We start from the raw sequence: 14,748 nt of genomic DNA, 5'->3' as shown, positions 1-14,748 counted from the left end.
CGGCTAACGGGCGGCTCGACCTCCGATTCAGGTTGATCGCGCCCATTTTTTGATCGAGATCAAGCGATGTGGGCAGACCTCTCCCAAGGCGACCACCTGCGTTGCAGGTCAATTTGCGTCCGACGCTGCGTCAGGTGCTGCTGGCACCAAGTGCGATGGCGGCCGTATGCCATTCACGCGCGAATGGGAACTGCGCTGGAAGCTGAAAGACGCAGCGCCGAACCGACCGCGTCACGACAGCGCTCACTTTGATCAGCTTCGTGATGAGCGTGGAAACCTGCGCGAGTCTCAGATTCGAGCGACGCAGGCGCCATCGAAGCTCGACATGCAGCATGAACGCGGCGGTGGTCATCAGCACCCGAAGCTGGTTCGCGACGAAGCTTGTGCAGCTCGTGCGATCGATACACAGGTCGCGCTTCATCTCTTTGATTCGATTCTCCGCATCGCCTCGCAGGCAGTAGAGGGCGTACACGTTCTCCGGCTTGCCACGAAGGTTGGTCACGACGCATCGCGGATTGTCCTTCGTTGAACGGCCGGGGTAGGGAATCGACTCGGCCTTGAGGATCACCCTACGTGAACGAGTCCACGACCTAGCCGTGTACCGCTGCTCATGGAACGAGCGCTCTGACATTTTCGTCCGCTCAGCGCGCTTCCTGAGCGCGGGGAGCTTCTTGGCCGCCCAGGCCTTCAATTTGTCGTTATTCGGCATTCCAACCACGTAGCTCACCTTGAGGTCTTCCATGGCCTCAAGAATTCGCGGGTACATGAATCCCGCGTCGAGGCGAACCAAGATCGACTGCCTGGCACCGAAAGTCCGGCGGATCTTCTCGACGATTCGTCGGATGAGGAGAATCGTGCAGCGACGCTCCTTCGAGTTGCCAGGTCGGAGTCGACCAACCACGGGCACGTGATCAGGAGTTCCCTCGACCGACAAGAAGCCGAACATCGGCAGGTAGCACCAGTTCTGATAGAACGCGTGGAACAAAGACCCCTGCTGGCCACCGTGCGTCGGATCAACCGACGGATCGAGGTCGATCACGATCCGCTTCTTGCCGCTGGCGCGCTTCTTCAGCATCCGCACCGCGATGTCTTCGAGCTCTCGACTCTGCATGACCAGCTCGCGCGCGGAGACCGCGTTCTCCATGCGGGAGATCGTCGCTTGGGAAGCGAGCCCGTCCGGGTCGAGAGGATCCCTTCCGCAACTCAGCAGCAGAGCGGGATCGTGCCTCATCTTTGCGGCGTCGTTGCCGTCCTCATAGCCAGACGCGATGCTGAAGACACGTTGCGTGAAGCACTCTTGGTAGGTGTGCTTCACCCTGAGCGGCGACCTCTCGTCAGTGATGTGAGCCCCAAGTCTCGCGGTGAGCTTCAGCACATCGTCGGCTGATTTCAGGAGTACCATCCCAGCGTCGCTGGACTGAGCCACGCCGTCGAAGCTCACCTGGACGGGTTTCTTGAAGGGGTCTTCGAAGAGAACAGACTGTACGGTAGAATTTGTCATGCGGCCGGAGTTGGAAGTGTCGTGGATTGGTCTCTACAGCCGTATCCTCGCATTTTCAGCTCCGCCGTTCACCTCTGCTCACGCGCCGTTCGTGAATAATCCGGGCTAGGAGTCTGCGCCACAGAATGCGATTCCGCGAGCACCGCCAGGATCTACGCTCGCGGCGTTGCGCCAAACCCCAATGGCATCAAACCATGGGGGGTCCGGCGCGCCTTGCGAGCGCGAATCCTGACGGCACTCGCGAAACCGCATTCTGTGGCGCAGACTCCTAGTGCCCTGAATCAGAAGTTCGTCGCATTAGTTTTAGTCTGTTTCGTTTCGTAGCAAGGCGTCCGAACCGCAGTGCGTAGCAGTAGTTCCGTCCAAGGTTCGGCAACGCAGCTACGGAGCGAAACAGGCGAAACTAATGCGACGAACTTCTGATTCAGGGCACTAGGTTGTGTTGGTAGCCGCCCAGCAGACTGCCTCCACCCCAAACGCCAGGTCCGCAGCCCATGTCAGTCATGTCACCGAGTCGCAGTTTCAGATCGCAGGCACGCCCATGCCCACAGGGACGGTGGACCTCGTGGCCGGGGCGGAGATCGGCTCCAGCGTGCGCATCCTGAACGGCCGATTCCCCGTCATGGTGTCCGTGCCAGGCACCACCATTCCGAGGCTCGTGGACCTGGGTCGTATCGGTTCCCTCGGCGGCGTGCCGGCGTCGGGCGAGATCCGGATCACCCTGCCGATTCCGAACTGGCCGCGCGGAACCGTGCTGTTCATGCAGACGTCTCGCACGAACGGTTCGGGGACGGATTTCGCCAACTCGGGAACGATGCTGGTTCGATAGCTACTGCGGGGGGGGGCGGGGGGGAGCGGCTTGATGTCGCTCCACGGCGGCCTGGCGCAACCTGGTTTGACAGGGTCCTGCGGCTCATCGGCGCGGCTATGATTCCCGGCATTCCTACGAGCCGTTGGGCCCCGACCTATGATCGAAAGAGACAAGCCGCTTCCGCTGCCCGTTCCAGAGAACCGTGAGGGGAAGCCGCGTCGCGTCGGCGTCGAGATCGAGCTGGGCGCTCTGCGCGAGGACGCGGTGGCTCGGACGGTCGCCGACGTGCTGGGCGGCGAGGTCGCCCCGCGTGACGATAAGGGTTACCAGGTCGAGGGCACCTCGCTCGGCAAGGTCGAGGTCTACCTCGACACCCAGTACCTGCGGGACGCCCGGACGGCGATTCAGCGAGGGGCGCTGAAGATCGCGCAGGCCGTGGTGCCGGTGGAGATCGTGACAGAGCCCATCTTGCCGGAGGAGATCGCCGAGCTCGATCGACTCGTCGACCGCCTGCGCGAGGACGGTGGAACCGGGACGGGCGCGGGCTGGCTTTTGGGGTTCGGACTGCACTTCAATCCAGAGGTCACCGGCTTCGAGCTGGAGGACGTGGGGCCGACGGTGACGGCTTTCGCGCTACTGGAGGACTGGTACCGTCGGGAGGTGGCCCTCGACATTTCGCGGCGCGCGATGCCCTACATCGACTCGTACCCCTCCGGTCTCGTGGATGGGCTGGCGGCCGACGAGCCACGATCGATGGAGGATCTGATCGACCTCTACCTTCGGACCGCGCCGTCCCGGAATCACGGGCTCGACATGCTTTGTCTCTTCTCCCACCTGGACGCCGAACGCGTCGCCGAGAAGGTGGACACCAAGCTGATCGGCTCTCGGCCCACGTACCACTTCCGACTTCCCGATTGCCGCCTCGACGAGGAAGACTGGTCCGTCGCACTGGAATGGAACCGATGGGTTCGCGTGGAACGAATCGCCCAGCAGGACGAGGTTCTCGAGCGGCTCAAGGCGGCGTGGACCAGGTACCGCGCACAGCTCCTGCACCTCCCCGGCTCATGGGCTGACGAGGTCGCCGAGTTGATTCAGGAGTACGGAGGGTGAAGCCGCGCATCGGCGTCACCGTATCGAAGCGTAGCGGGTGGCGCGTCTTCCCGTTCATGGCCCTCAACGTCTGGCTCGCCGGCGGCAAGGCCGTGCGCTGGAGCCACTCGTCGGACGTGAGCCTCGAGGAGGTGGATGGCGTCATCATCGGTGGAGGCGACGACATCGCGCCCACGCTCTACGGGGGGGAGGTGCGCGTCGGCGTGAGGCTGGACCACGATCGCGACAGCATGGAGCAAACGGCGCTGCGCGGCGCCTTCGAGCGCGGACTGCCGATTCTCGGGATCTGCCGCGGCTCTCAGATGCTCAACGTGGTGCTGGGGGGAAACCTTCATCAGGATGCGTACCGCACCTATGGTTCGACCTACTACCGCACCGTGCTCGCGCGCAAGCGAGTGCAGGTGAAGGAAGGGACGCTACTCTTCAACGTCCTCGACACCCAGGAACTCGAGGTCAATGCTCTGCATTCGCAGGCCGTCGATCGACTGGGCGAGGGGCTTCGCATCGCCGCGGTCGACGACGGGGGGATGGTTCAAGCGGTAGAGCGCGCGACGGACCCCTTCGCCCTCGGGGTGCAGTGGCACCCGGAGTATCTCTTCTACCGCAGGGCCCACCGGAAACTGTTCGGCGCCCTCGTGGCGGCGGCGACCGCTGCGCGCGCCGATCGGGGTCAGATCGGCGCCGTCCGCCGGGATTCCGCGGCGGACTGAGTTCTTGCAGCGGCCGCGCTCCGGGGCCGCCTTCAGGCGAATTCGGGCCTGCGCTCGAATTCGCTGAGGGGAACCGGCGGCGGGTCACGCTGGGGTTTCCGGGGCGAGAGTTCGCTCCCTCTCCTTTCCGGGCGCGACGCGCCCGTCACCCAGCTGGCCTCGATCCCCGGGGCCTACCTGCCATGAACCACGCCCACATTCTGCCCGTACTGCTCCTCGGGGGGCTGCCCCTGGCGTCCGCCCAGGTGGATGCCCAGGACGCGCCGCCCGTCCAGCTCCTTCCCCAGGAGATCGAATACGACGATCTCCGGCAGGTGACTCCTGCACGGGAGGCCCTCCGAGCCCTCGATCTGCTCCGCGGAGTGCCTGAAACGAACGGAACTCCAGAAGGTGGCCTCGCCGGAGCGCCGCGGCCCGGCGCCGCGACGCCGATCGCGAAGCCGCGCACGGACGCTGGATCGGCGTCGGGCGCTCGCTATTCCGTGGAGGCTCTCCTCACGGTGCCGCTCTACGACGAGACGAGCGACGTGGACGCACTCTGGGCGCGCGTGCGGGGGATGAAGGCGTCGTTCGCAGCCGACGGCATGACGGCGTATCCGGCGTTCGGAAGGGCGGCAGCTGAGTCCTGGAGCGCTCACTTCCAGCTGGGCTCCGTGATGCTCGGCGGGGAGAGCCTCGGCTTCGAAGCCTCAGCCTCGGTGTCGCGCGACGGCGACGCGATCACGCTGGATCACGGTTCGGTACGAGAGGTCTATCACGCCTCCCTCGAGGGCATCGAGCAGACCTTCGTGTTCGACGCGCTGCCGGGGGGCGGAGAGCTGCTCCTGACCATCGACGTGGACTCGAACCTCAGCGCCGTCGAAGACGCGAAAGCGCTCCACTTCGTCCACGAATCGCTCGGAGGTCTCAGCTACGGCGGCGCCTTCGTCGTGGACGCGGCCGGACGCCGCCAGGCGATCGAGCGCGATTGGCTGGGGGACAGCCTTGCGCTGCGAGTTCCCGCTGACTTCCTGGCCACTGCGACCTTCCCGGTGACGATCGATCCGCCCGTCACGGGTTTCACGAGCACGGCTGGAGTTCCGGATGACAGCGACGTCGACGTGTGCTTCGCGGGAGGACCCGGCCTCTACTGGGCTGTCTTCGAGGACTACGTCGCTGGCACCCAGAGCGACGCTTACGCGGTCAGCTTCAACACCGCCGGCACCGTCGTCGACTTCATCTCGATCGATCTCAGCGCGTCGGACTGGATGACGCCGAAGATCGCCTATCACGTGGGCTCGGATCGCTGCCTCGTCGTGGCGAGCGTCATCGACCCCGGAGGCTCGGGTTCGGTCACGGGACAGTTCATCGACTGCGCCACGGGAACGGTCACGGGAAGCTCCTTCCAGATCAGCACGGTCGGCGCACTCAAGGTGCATCCCGACGTCGGCGGCAATAACTGGGATAGCACGGTCAACAGTCATTTCCTCGTGGCGTGGTCGACGATCTGGACGCCCGGCGCGTGGCACCAGGTGGAGTACCGTGCCGTCAACTGGGACGGCGCTCCGGTGACGGCGGTGACTCAGGTCACGCCGGTGGGGGAGGTGCACAACGAGCCGTCCCTCTCGGCCTCCCACGGCGACGGAGACTTGCTCGGCGACTGGTGGACGCTCGTATGGACCGCTGATTCGGACAACAACGGATTCGGAGAGATCATGGCGCGCCGCGTGGTTTGGAGCGGTAATGCCGCCGCCGGAACAGGGAACTTCGTCGTCGCGGCCGGCGCGAACTGCGCCCATCCCCGCGTGACGTCCCGGTTCAATCGCAACCTTCAGCACATCTCGGACCGTCCTTCGGTCGTGGTCTACGAGCGGGACTTCCCGAGTGCATCGGGCACGCCGGCCACCCAGGGCAGCATCTACGCGCGCGTGATCACGGACGGGATCGCGGAAGTGGAGTCCCCGGTGAGCTGGCAGCTGGAGGACTTCGACCTGGAGCTCGACCAGCGTGAGCCCGACATCGCCTGCGACGGAAACTGCTTCTACCTCATCTACAGCGAGGTGTTCTACGGGAACCCGGCGGGCGGCGACTTCGACATGTACATGCTCTCGGGCTGCATCACCGATCGCCTCGACGGGGCAGAGATCGCGCTCGCCGAGCGGCACCAGAACCTTGCGTTCAGCACGACGCCCGAGCGAAACGGAGCTGTCGCCACGGAGTGGGATGGGTCTTCGAACTCGATCAGCGACGACGGCATGGCGATCTGGGAGGACCAGAACGTGACGAACGGCGGGACGCTCGAAGGATCCACGCTGGAGATCCCCACGTTGAACCAATCGCTGAGCCGGGCGGTCGGGCGTCAGTTCTGCGACAACAACCCCAATTCCGGCGGTGGCCAGGGCGGAAGGCAGGCCAGCTGGTCGTGGCTCCTCGGCGATCAGTCCGTCGGGAGCACTCACTTCTATCAAGCCACGGATCTTCCGACGAATACCTTCGGTTACGCGGTCATCGGGACCGCCTTCGCCAACATCAACAACCCTGCCGGGTCGCTGGGGCGTGTTTGCGTCCCCGGTGGTGGCCGCTACGTGAATCAGATCGCGAGCAGTGGTGCCACGGGCATGCTCACCACGACGATCGATCCGATGAACGTGCCGACGCCGACGGGATTCATCAGCATGCAGGTCGGTGAGACGTGGGGGTTCCAGTACTGGCACCGTGATGTCGCGCCGGGTGGTATGCCGAGCTCGAACTTCAGCACCGCCTGCCAGATGCAGTTCACCAACTGATCGCTCTCGGCCGGGCACCCGCGTGGTGCCCGGCGGTCTGCGTGATACGAGCCGAGCCGGCGGCACCAGTATCGATGGGGGTCGACGGTGCGCCGGCTCGGCGGGGGATAGATCGGGGGGGAGGGGGACTCCTGCTCTTCGGCCCTCGGCCGAGCGGCTCACTACATGAGCATCGTGTTCTGCTTGGTTCCGAAGAGGCTCTTCAACCGGCCAAGCCAGGTCTGCTGCTCCGTCGAACGGGTCTACGTCGCCGAGGCGATCGCCGACGCCTTCGAGGCGAAGGTCTTGGAGTACGCACGCGAGCGGACGCACGGCGACGGGCGAGAGGATGGCGTGAAGATGGGACCGCTCGTGAGCGAGCGCCAGTTCCAGTCCAGGCCTCGATCTCTGGACCCCGCGACCACATGGCGTCCTGCTCGGAAGCCATCGACGTCGCCATTCGGTCGCCATTTCGTCGATGGTCCTCTCCGAGGAAGGGTCTTCCATGGAGCGACACGCGCAACCCGCTTCGAACTGGCTCGGTCCGTTCCTCTGGAATGGACGATCCACCGGACATCTTCAGGGGCACGGGGGGCCGCTCTCCGCTCCAGAATTTCGTCCGGGCCCACCTTCCCGGTTTCCTCGCGGAGTTCGAGGACGAGCACGGCGGTCGTTCCCTGCCGAAGTACGTCATCCAGGAATTCGAGGCTCTACTCGAATGCGGCGATCCAGCGTTCGGCTTCAGCCGCCTCCGTTGCCCCTCCTGCGCAACGGACACGGTGGTGCCGTTCTCCTGTAAGGGTCGAACGTTCTGTTCCTCCTGCGGCGGGCGCCAGATGGCGCAGACGGCCGCGCACCTCGTCGACAGGGTCTTCCCCGATGTCGATGTGCGCCAGTGGGTACTCACGGTCCCCAGGCCGCTACGCCTGGCGATGGCGATGAACGCGGAGCTCTGCCGAGAGGTCACGCGGGCACACATTCGCGCGGTCTCTGCCTCCTACAAACGCCGCGGACAGGTGACCCTGGATCGTCAGCAGCAACAAGTGCAAGTTGACCCAGAGGGTGACGCAGAGGGTGACCCAGGGGAAGCCGCACCTTCCTTTTCTTCCTCCCCGGTCCGGGTCCGGCTCGACATCGGCGCCGTGAACTCGACGCAGCGCTTTGAATCCTCGTTGGGACTTAATGTTCACTTCCACTCCCTCTATCTAGACGGTGTGTACGTCACGCGCAGCGCTTTCGAGTCTCCCGTCTTTCTGCCCGCGGATCCTTTGACGTCGGCGGAGGTCGAGCGTGTGCACGGCGACGCGATCGCGCGCATCCGTCGTGTGCTGAAGCGCTTCTCCCTCGACCCGATCGCACTCGGTATGCCCCTACGCAAAGGTGACGACCGCCCTTGGGAGTACGCGGACGCGGGCGCTGATGAGCAGCCGCTTCTCGATTTTGGCGACGCGCGTGAGAATGCGTTCTTTCCGGCCCTGAAGGCTACCTCGGTGAAGTCGCTGGTGCCTTTCGGTGCTGGTGCTGGGCAGCCGCTGAAGCGCCTAATCGACCCTGATCTCGGCCTTGCGTTCCAGTCGTCGGGTTGGGGGAGTCAGTACGTGCCGCCTCCACTGGTGGTGAACGCTGACGGGTTCTCGTTGCATGCGGCGACGCTGATCCGGAAGGGTCAGCGGGCGCAATTGGAGAAGCTCTGCCGCTACGTGACAAGACCCGCCATCAGTCTGGAACGCTTCGATGTCCGTCCCGATGGGATGGTCTCGTGGCTGCTGCGCAAGGCCTGGCGTGATGGGACCAAGGGCTTCGTCATGACGCCGTACCAGTTCATGGCTCGACTGGCGGCGCTCGCGCCGCATCCGCGCGAGCATCAGCTGACGTATCAGGGAGTGCTGGCCCCGGCCTCATCATTGCGTGATCTGGTGGTGCCGCGTCCGGTGGTTCGGAAGGAGCCGAAGGATGTGGACGTCGCCGATGAAGACGGCTCGAAGAGTGCGGAGGAGCGGTCGAAGGACCAGAGATACATCCGCTGGGCAGATCTTCTGAAGCGGGTGTTTTCGGAAGATGTTCTCAGCTGCCCGCGCTGCCGCGGGCGCAGGCACATGATCTCCGTGATCACAGATCCGGAGACAGCGCGGAAGGTGCTGGAGGGCGTGAGAGCGGCGGCGAGGAGGTCATCCGATTCGCTCGGTGGGGGAGCCCCGTCATCGCCGGGGCCGAGTCGTTCCGCACCGGCAGAGCCCGAGGTCCAAATACCGATGCCGCCTCGGCAGGGGCGGCTGGACTTCGGGAAGTAGAAAGCTGCGGAAGAGCAGCGCGCGGGCCATCGGGCTCGGCGATATGAGATCAGCCAGCACTCTTGGGGAGGGTGCTGGCTGCAGGTCGTGGTGAAGCGAACCGGTGGTGCTCGTCGGAGGGGGCGAAATCGGGCGAGTTCGGCTCAGCGAAGAGCCCGATGGCCGCTCGGGCGCTCCCGCGTGGCCCGCGAGGATGGGGGTAGCGAAGAATCAGGCCCCAGGCTACGGTTACCGGGGTGTCGACACCCCGCTTGGAAGTCCTATCCGTACAGGATCTGCCGCTCCGGATCACATGGGAGCAGAGAACAGACTTTCCGGAACTCACACCGTACGAAGCATCTGCGTCAGCGAGTGCTGAACCCGCATCGGCGAGCGCTCGTCGACGAGCTTCGACGCGAGGCTCGTAGTCAGCCCGAGCCGCTCGTCCATCTCGCGGAGCAGCACAAGCCCGGCGTGGCAGGTGAGCTTCTCGGATCGTCCTTCAACCTTGAGAGATCCGTTGAAACTGGGGTCGATGGCGGTACTGTCGGAGTCACCCATTGGATGTCGGGGCTGATGCACGTCGCGCGGTTGGAAGGTGTTGTACCCTCCCGACTTACCCCCGGATCCGTAGGCCTCCAGCCCTTACCTCGTGAATATCGTGGGGTCCATGTCGCTAGCAACGACAACCCGCTCGACTGTTGGAATACGCTGCGGTGGGTCCGCGTCGGACGCCTCCAATGAACATAACCCGAATTAGGAACGACGGCTTGACAGGCGACTCCTGCGCCACTAAAACACTGACTAAGCATCCACCGAAGTGTCGCTTCAAGGACGAGAATTTCATGACGGTTCGAGAATTTCATCCGCCAATAGTTGTGCTCCTCGGACGCCCAGGATCGGGCAAGGGCACTCAGTGCAATCTACTTGCAGACAGATTTCGCGCTGCAGGAAGGACCTGCGTCGTCGTTCAGACAGGTACGATCCTGAGAGACCTCGCAAGCGCTAGCCTCGCAATTTCACCGTTCGTCACAAACGTAATTGCTTCAGGCACGCTCATGCCGCCGAGCATAATTGCATCGCTGTGGGTTGCCAGCATTCTGAGGGCCGCGGCGTCCACGGAACCGGTGATTCTCGACGGCTCACCTCGTACGATTGCAGAAGTGCCTCTTCTTGAGGAAGTCGCGCTTGTCATTGATCGCGTTACTGACGTGAGGATTATACACCTCGCTATATCAGAAAGTGCAGCGTTGGAGAGGATGATGCAGCGCGGCCGAAAGGACGATGCATCAGAGGCGATTCGCAACCGCCTTGCTCTTTTTAATTTGCATTTGCCACCGATCCTGATTCGTCTGCAGCAAGGTGGCCGTACACCCATCGTTATCGATGGAGAGAGAGCGCCGGAGCTTGTAGCTGCGGACATCTGGAGTTCTCTGTCATGAGCGCTTCTCCGCTTGTCATGTGCTACGGTGAGGCCTGCGTTGATTACGTTGCCTCCGGCGTCACTCAGTTGCCAAAATGGGGCAGATCCCATGCGATTCGGTCGCTAAAGAGGTACGCGGGAGGAAATGGCCTGAACTGCACAATCGCACTCGCCACCATTGGTGTGACAACTCCAGTGCCAGTCTTGAAACTCGGCGGCGATGCCGACGCGGAGTACATTCGACAGAATCTCATCGAAGCTGGTGTCACCAATAGATGCATAGAGTTGGGTCTGATCACTGATCCTCAGATGGTAACTCCATCGGTGGTTGTCATGGTGCAAGATCGTGAGCCCGCAGACCGGGCATTCCTTCATTCAAATCCCTACCCCGAACGTGACTACTCGGGCAAGAGCACGCCATCAATAACTGAACTCGATGGCGCGCTTGACGGAATCGAAGAAAGGGTGCGTTTTCATCACTTCAGTGGGGTGGGTCACTTTGATGCACTTACGAACTCTCGTATCGGAATGATTGTTCAGAAGATCCGTGATCGCTGCTCAGATGCAGTCATAACCGCAGACACGGTTCCGGTAAAAGCTCTTGAAACCAGATCGCTGCGAGAGTCAATCAAGTACTTCTTGGAACAGGTTGACTATTTCCTTCCCAGTGACGTTGAGGCTCAAATGCTAACCGGGAAGCCGGCCTTAGACTTTTCTGAACAGGCACTTCGCCTTCAGTTGCTTTATGGTTGCCGCAATGTTATAATAAAGCGAAATTCGGCAGGGGTATTTTGTCGCGGTGAATCTGGCGGCGAGTGGATTGCTGACTCCTTTCCCGTCCGTAAGGTAGTTGACAGTACTGGAGCTGGCGATGCATGGTGCGCTGGCTTTATTTCTGCACTCGCGAAAGGCCAGTCATTGGAGGATGCGTGCCGCATCGGAAATGCCGCGGGCCATTTTTGCCTCGGAAATGAAGGGCCATCAATGGGCCGTGAAAGCTACGCAGATTTAGAGTCTCTTGTGGTGAGGGTTGAACCCAATCACAGGTCCGTTTTTATAAGTTATGCGCGCGAATCGAGCGAGGTAATGCACGATGCTTCGAAAAGTCTTGAAGATTTGGGCGTGCAATGCTACACGGATGTCAGAAATATGCAGATTGGCCAAATTTATACGCAGATTAAGAAAATGATTCAATCTGCGGATGCGGTTCTATTGATTATCGACGAGGAATCTCGTAAGAGCGCTTATGTGGCCGCAGAGTTGGAGATCGCGATGGCGGAGAAAAAGGAAATTCTCCCCATTGGTATGAAACGTTATCGCGACGAGTTCTTCAGCGGCTCGCCAGTCTGGGTGTGGGTTCGCGACAATTTTCATTTCCACGAACTCAAATCTGGCGGACTTAGTAAGGGAATGGCCGAGGTCGCCAATAAACTTCAGGGGAGGGCAAAAAAGTGACTCGGGTGATTCAACATGCTGACGGCTGCTTGAATAGCATTCGCCATGATCTCGACCGCTCCCTTGGGGACATCCGTCGAACTCGAGAGCTTATTCATGAGGCTTTTCTGGTTCTACTTCGACACACGCTCTCAACTGCAGACGTAGGAGAGGTGCCGGTCCTTGCGCTTCGCGGCGGTTTACTTGGTTTTCGAGCGGCATCAATAGTGTATGCGAGGCCAATTGGGCTTGTCGCACCCCACAAGATCGGCACGAATATCATCACCTCTTACGGTGACATTCCCGACAGTTCTTGCTATCTTCTAATAGATACAATTGCCAATACCGGCAAGACGATCTTGGGCTGCCTTTCTGCCATGCGTGACAATTCGGAGCGATCTGCCATTAGGGTGGCATTTCTTTTTGGGACTCAGGATGCGTGCGATGAGATCAGTGCATCTGGAATGAGTGAAGAGGTTCATGCTGGGTGGACAGACTATGAGCGAGGTGTCGATCATCGCTTGATCGGAATCGACTACGACGCGGGCGATTACGCGATGCTCGACACGTCTGGGCATAGAATTTCATGGTGAAACCTACTGAATTGAAATGTCAAGTGGACGGCGGCGCGATGTGTCTCAAAGTAGTTGTCACCACAAATTGGGCGGTGAGCGCTCGACCTTGTACATAGGTGGCAAACTACGTGTGTTGCGTTACACGGCATGAGGACTAATGCCAATCGCGGCTTCCCGTGCCCTCAAGTCGGTGAGCCACGCTTCGTTTCAGCTTGACGCTGAGCGCATGGGGACTTGAACGCGCCAGCGGGGCCTTGGACCTTCAACCGCCTAACGCCGGTCACTTATGGCTAATGAAATGCGATCGGGACGGACCAATGTGCAGTGCAACAACCGCCCGAAGCGGAGAACTTCGCGAACAGGCCCGTCGATACTCAATCAAGGCTGCATCCTCCAATCAGCGGCGTAGAAGCCGTCTAAAAAGCGAGACCTTACAGGAATGAAAGAGTCTTTGCCAACATTTGCTCCTCGCTGTGCCAGATCTTCTAACGCTTCCGCGTCATCAAGTTTGATTTCCGTGGGTGTTTGCTGATTGATGCGCAGATGGCGTGCCTGGCTGAGCAGGGCATCCGCCGTTGTCGCTGCGGCGTGTTCCTGTGCGGCGAAGAAGAGGTCGGCAATTGTAGGTGCCCAACCAGCCTTACCCTTTCGAAGGAACGCCGTGAAGTCTGCCTCGTTTCCCATCGTACCAACACTCAATACATCGATATGTTCCAGAGGGACTCCAAGATAGCGGATGGCCTCTGCAATGGATGGCAATACAGGATTGTTTGCCCAAATACCACCATCAAGGTAGGTTTGAATGGCGATATCGTCGTCAATGATGGCTTCATCAAAATAGGTTGGAGCCGCTGACGATGCTACTGCAGCATCCACCGCAGAAATATCGCGAAACGCTGTACGGTCTAGGCCGTGTGGGGTCACGATCACCTCAGTCTCACCGTGGGTTGCTCGCACAGTGGGAATTACGAGGCGGCAACATGAGTCTTTCGAGAGTATTCGGTCACCAAAGACGCTCCGAAGTGCCTCCCGTAGCTTCCGAGAATCATGCTTTGACTTAAGCCAATGACGAAGTCTGCGATCTTTCGGGAAGATTACAGGGCCGTGGGTGCGATAAAAGTCAAGCATCTCCTTTGGGGCGAGTCCAAGACTAAGCCCAATAGCGAGGATTGCACCAGTCGATGTGCCTGCAACCATGTCGAAGTGCTTCACGAAGTCCTTTCCCCCGCCACCGTCAAGCATGGCGTCCCACTTCGCCAAAACGGCAGCGGTAAATGCCCCTCGAAGACCGCCGCCATCAAGCGCGAGAATGCGGAAGAGTCGGCCGCTACCAGAAACGGTCTCCCGACTCAAGGGTAGTAGTTGGATCTGGGAGATTACGGTGTGGACTAACTGATCCACATTCGTACATTCAGCCATGGCGCGGTTCGTGGCTTCGCATAACCCATTGCGAAGCCGTGAAGTAAGTGTATTATCGTCTCTGAATAATCCACGAATCGCGCCTCCGAATCCGGCTATAGCAAAACCAGGCTTGCCACGCCGTAAGGACTCTTCCAACTCATCGGGGACGCCAGCGCGAGCCTTATTGACGTCATACCACTTGCCGCCGAGTGCAACTACAACATCGGAGCGCTCAGCCATCCACTGCCGCATCGGGACAAGACTGGCAGCTTGATTTCCCAGTGCCGAGGGAATGATCTGTACTGCGGAGTACTCGCGCTGCTCGGCTATTTCTTCCAGATGCTCATTCGTCGTCGCGAATTGGTGTGTCCGGACCAGTACGAGTGCATCGCGTGCACCATCGGCTTGAACGAACGGTTGCGCGGCCGCCCTCAACGGGGCTACCAAGGTTGGATGGCTGCCGTGAATTAGCGTTCCTCCCTCGCGAAGGAGAGCGCCGGCAAATTTTTGAACAAATGACACGATGCCCGCGGCTTCTTCTGTCGTTGCCGATTCTGGGACGGAGCCCGCCAAATGGACCCGAATGCCTCGCAGTGGAAGATGTTCCTTCATATTGTGTTGAATTGGTTCTCTGGGGGCTGTGGGTTCCGGAAAGTCTGACAGGGGGCGTTCCGGAAAGTTTGATCTCTGCCGCCATGTGATCCGGAGTGGCAGATCCTGTCAAGGCTGGGCGTCCCGAGCTCATGCGCCCGCGCCTCTCTCGTCGTCA

General features: G+C 61.0%; 11 protein-coding genes and 1 pseudogene. 9 read left to right on the top strand and 3 right to left on the bottom strand.

Annotation, left to right across the window (positions count from 1 at the left end; genetic code table 11):
- Positions 1-130 precede the first annotated feature (130 nt).
- Complete coding sequence (locus Poly30_RS23930) at positions 131-1,501, bottom strand: IS1380 family transposase (RefSeq protein ID WP_145200506.1); 1,371 nt, start codon at positions 1,499-1,501, stop codon at positions 131-133.
- A 541-nt stretch (positions 1,502-2,042) separates the two neighbouring features.
- Here Poly30_RS23930 and Poly30_RS23925 point away from each other — a divergent pair.
- From Poly30_RS23925 to Poly30_RS23900, 6 genes and pseudogenes are all read left to right on the top strand, one after another.
- Positions 2,043-2,330: a hypothetical protein gene (locus tag Poly30_RS23925; RefSeq protein ID WP_145203518.1), complete on the top strand. Its 288-nt coding sequence runs from the start codon at positions 2,043-2,045 to the stop codon at positions 2,328-2,330.
- 138 nt (positions 2,331-2,468) lie between these two features.
- Complete coding sequence (locus tag Poly30_RS23920) at positions 2,469-3,422, top strand: amidoligase family protein (protein ID WP_145203516.1); 954 nt, start codon at positions 2,469-2,471, stop codon at positions 3,420-3,422.
- Positions 3,419-4,132, top strand: a complete 714-nt coding sequence (locus Poly30_RS23915; RefSeq protein WP_419190586.1) for a gamma-glutamyl-gamma-aminobutyrate hydrolase family protein — start codon at positions 3,419-3,421, stop codon at positions 4,130-4,132. Before Poly30_RS23920 ends, Poly30_RS23915 begins: the two co-directional genes overlap by 4 nt.
- Positions 4,133-4,314: 182 nt before the next feature.
- Positions 4,315-6,897 (top strand): hypothetical protein, encoded by a 2,583-nt coding sequence (locus Poly30_RS23910; protein WP_145203514.1) that lies wholly within the window; start codon positions 4,315-4,317, stop codon positions 6,895-6,897.
- 165 nt (positions 6,898-7,062) lie between these two features.
- Positions 7,063-7,260: pseudogene (locus Poly30_RS23905) on the top strand (aldehyde dehydrogenase family protein); the annotation flags it as partial.
- A gap of 173 nt (positions 7,261-7,433) precedes the next feature.
- Positions 7,434-9,167, top strand: a complete 1,734-nt coding sequence (locus Poly30_RS23900) for a transposase zinc-binding domain-containing protein (RefSeq protein ID WP_419190585.1) — start codon at positions 7,434-7,436, stop codon at positions 9,165-9,167.
- 321 nt (positions 9,168-9,488) lie between these two features.
- Here Poly30_RS23900 and Poly30_RS23895 read toward each other — a convergent pair whose 3' ends face one another.
- A complete protein-coding gene (locus Poly30_RS23895; protein ID WP_145203510.1) occupies positions 9,489-9,707 on the bottom strand; it encodes a transposase in 219 nt (72 codons plus the stop codon).
- Positions 9,708-9,991: 284 nt separating this feature from the next.
- Between Poly30_RS23895 and Poly30_RS23890 the strand changes: the two genes are divergently transcribed.
- Genes Poly30_RS23890 through Poly30_RS23880 form a run of 3 tightly spaced genes read left to right on the top strand, consistent with a single transcriptional unit; the run spans position 9,992 to position 12,596 of the window.
- Positions 9,992-10,588, top strand: coding sequence for a nucleoside monophosphate kinase (locus tag Poly30_RS23890; RefSeq protein WP_419190584.1), 597 nt, complete (start codon positions 9,992-9,994; stop codon positions 10,586-10,588).
- Entirely contained in the window at positions 10,585-12,024 is a 1,440-nt protein-coding gene (locus Poly30_RS23885; RefSeq protein WP_145203504.1) for a PfkB family carbohydrate kinase, read from the top strand. Before Poly30_RS23890 ends, Poly30_RS23885 begins: the two co-directional genes overlap by 4 nt.
- Positions 12,025-12,053: 29 nt before the next feature.
- Positions 12,054-12,596, top strand: a complete 543-nt coding sequence (locus Poly30_RS23880) for a hypothetical protein (protein WP_145203501.1) — start codon at positions 12,054-12,056, stop codon at positions 12,594-12,596.
- A 360-nt stretch (positions 12,597-12,956) separates the two neighbouring features.
- Here Poly30_RS23880 and Poly30_RS23875 read toward each other — a convergent pair whose 3' ends face one another.
- Positions 12,957-14,591, bottom strand: a complete 1,635-nt coding sequence (locus Poly30_RS23875; RefSeq protein ID WP_145203499.1) for a CBASS cGAMP-activated phospholipase — start codon at positions 14,589-14,591, stop codon at positions 12,957-12,959.
- Between the last annotated feature and the right edge of the window lie 157 nt (positions 14,592-14,748).

It is taken from the genome of Saltatorellus ferox, from assembly GCA_007751475.1.
GTDB lineage: Bacteria > Planctomycetota > UBA1135 > UBA1135.
This window is presented reverse-complemented; position numbering and strand designations above follow the sequence as displayed.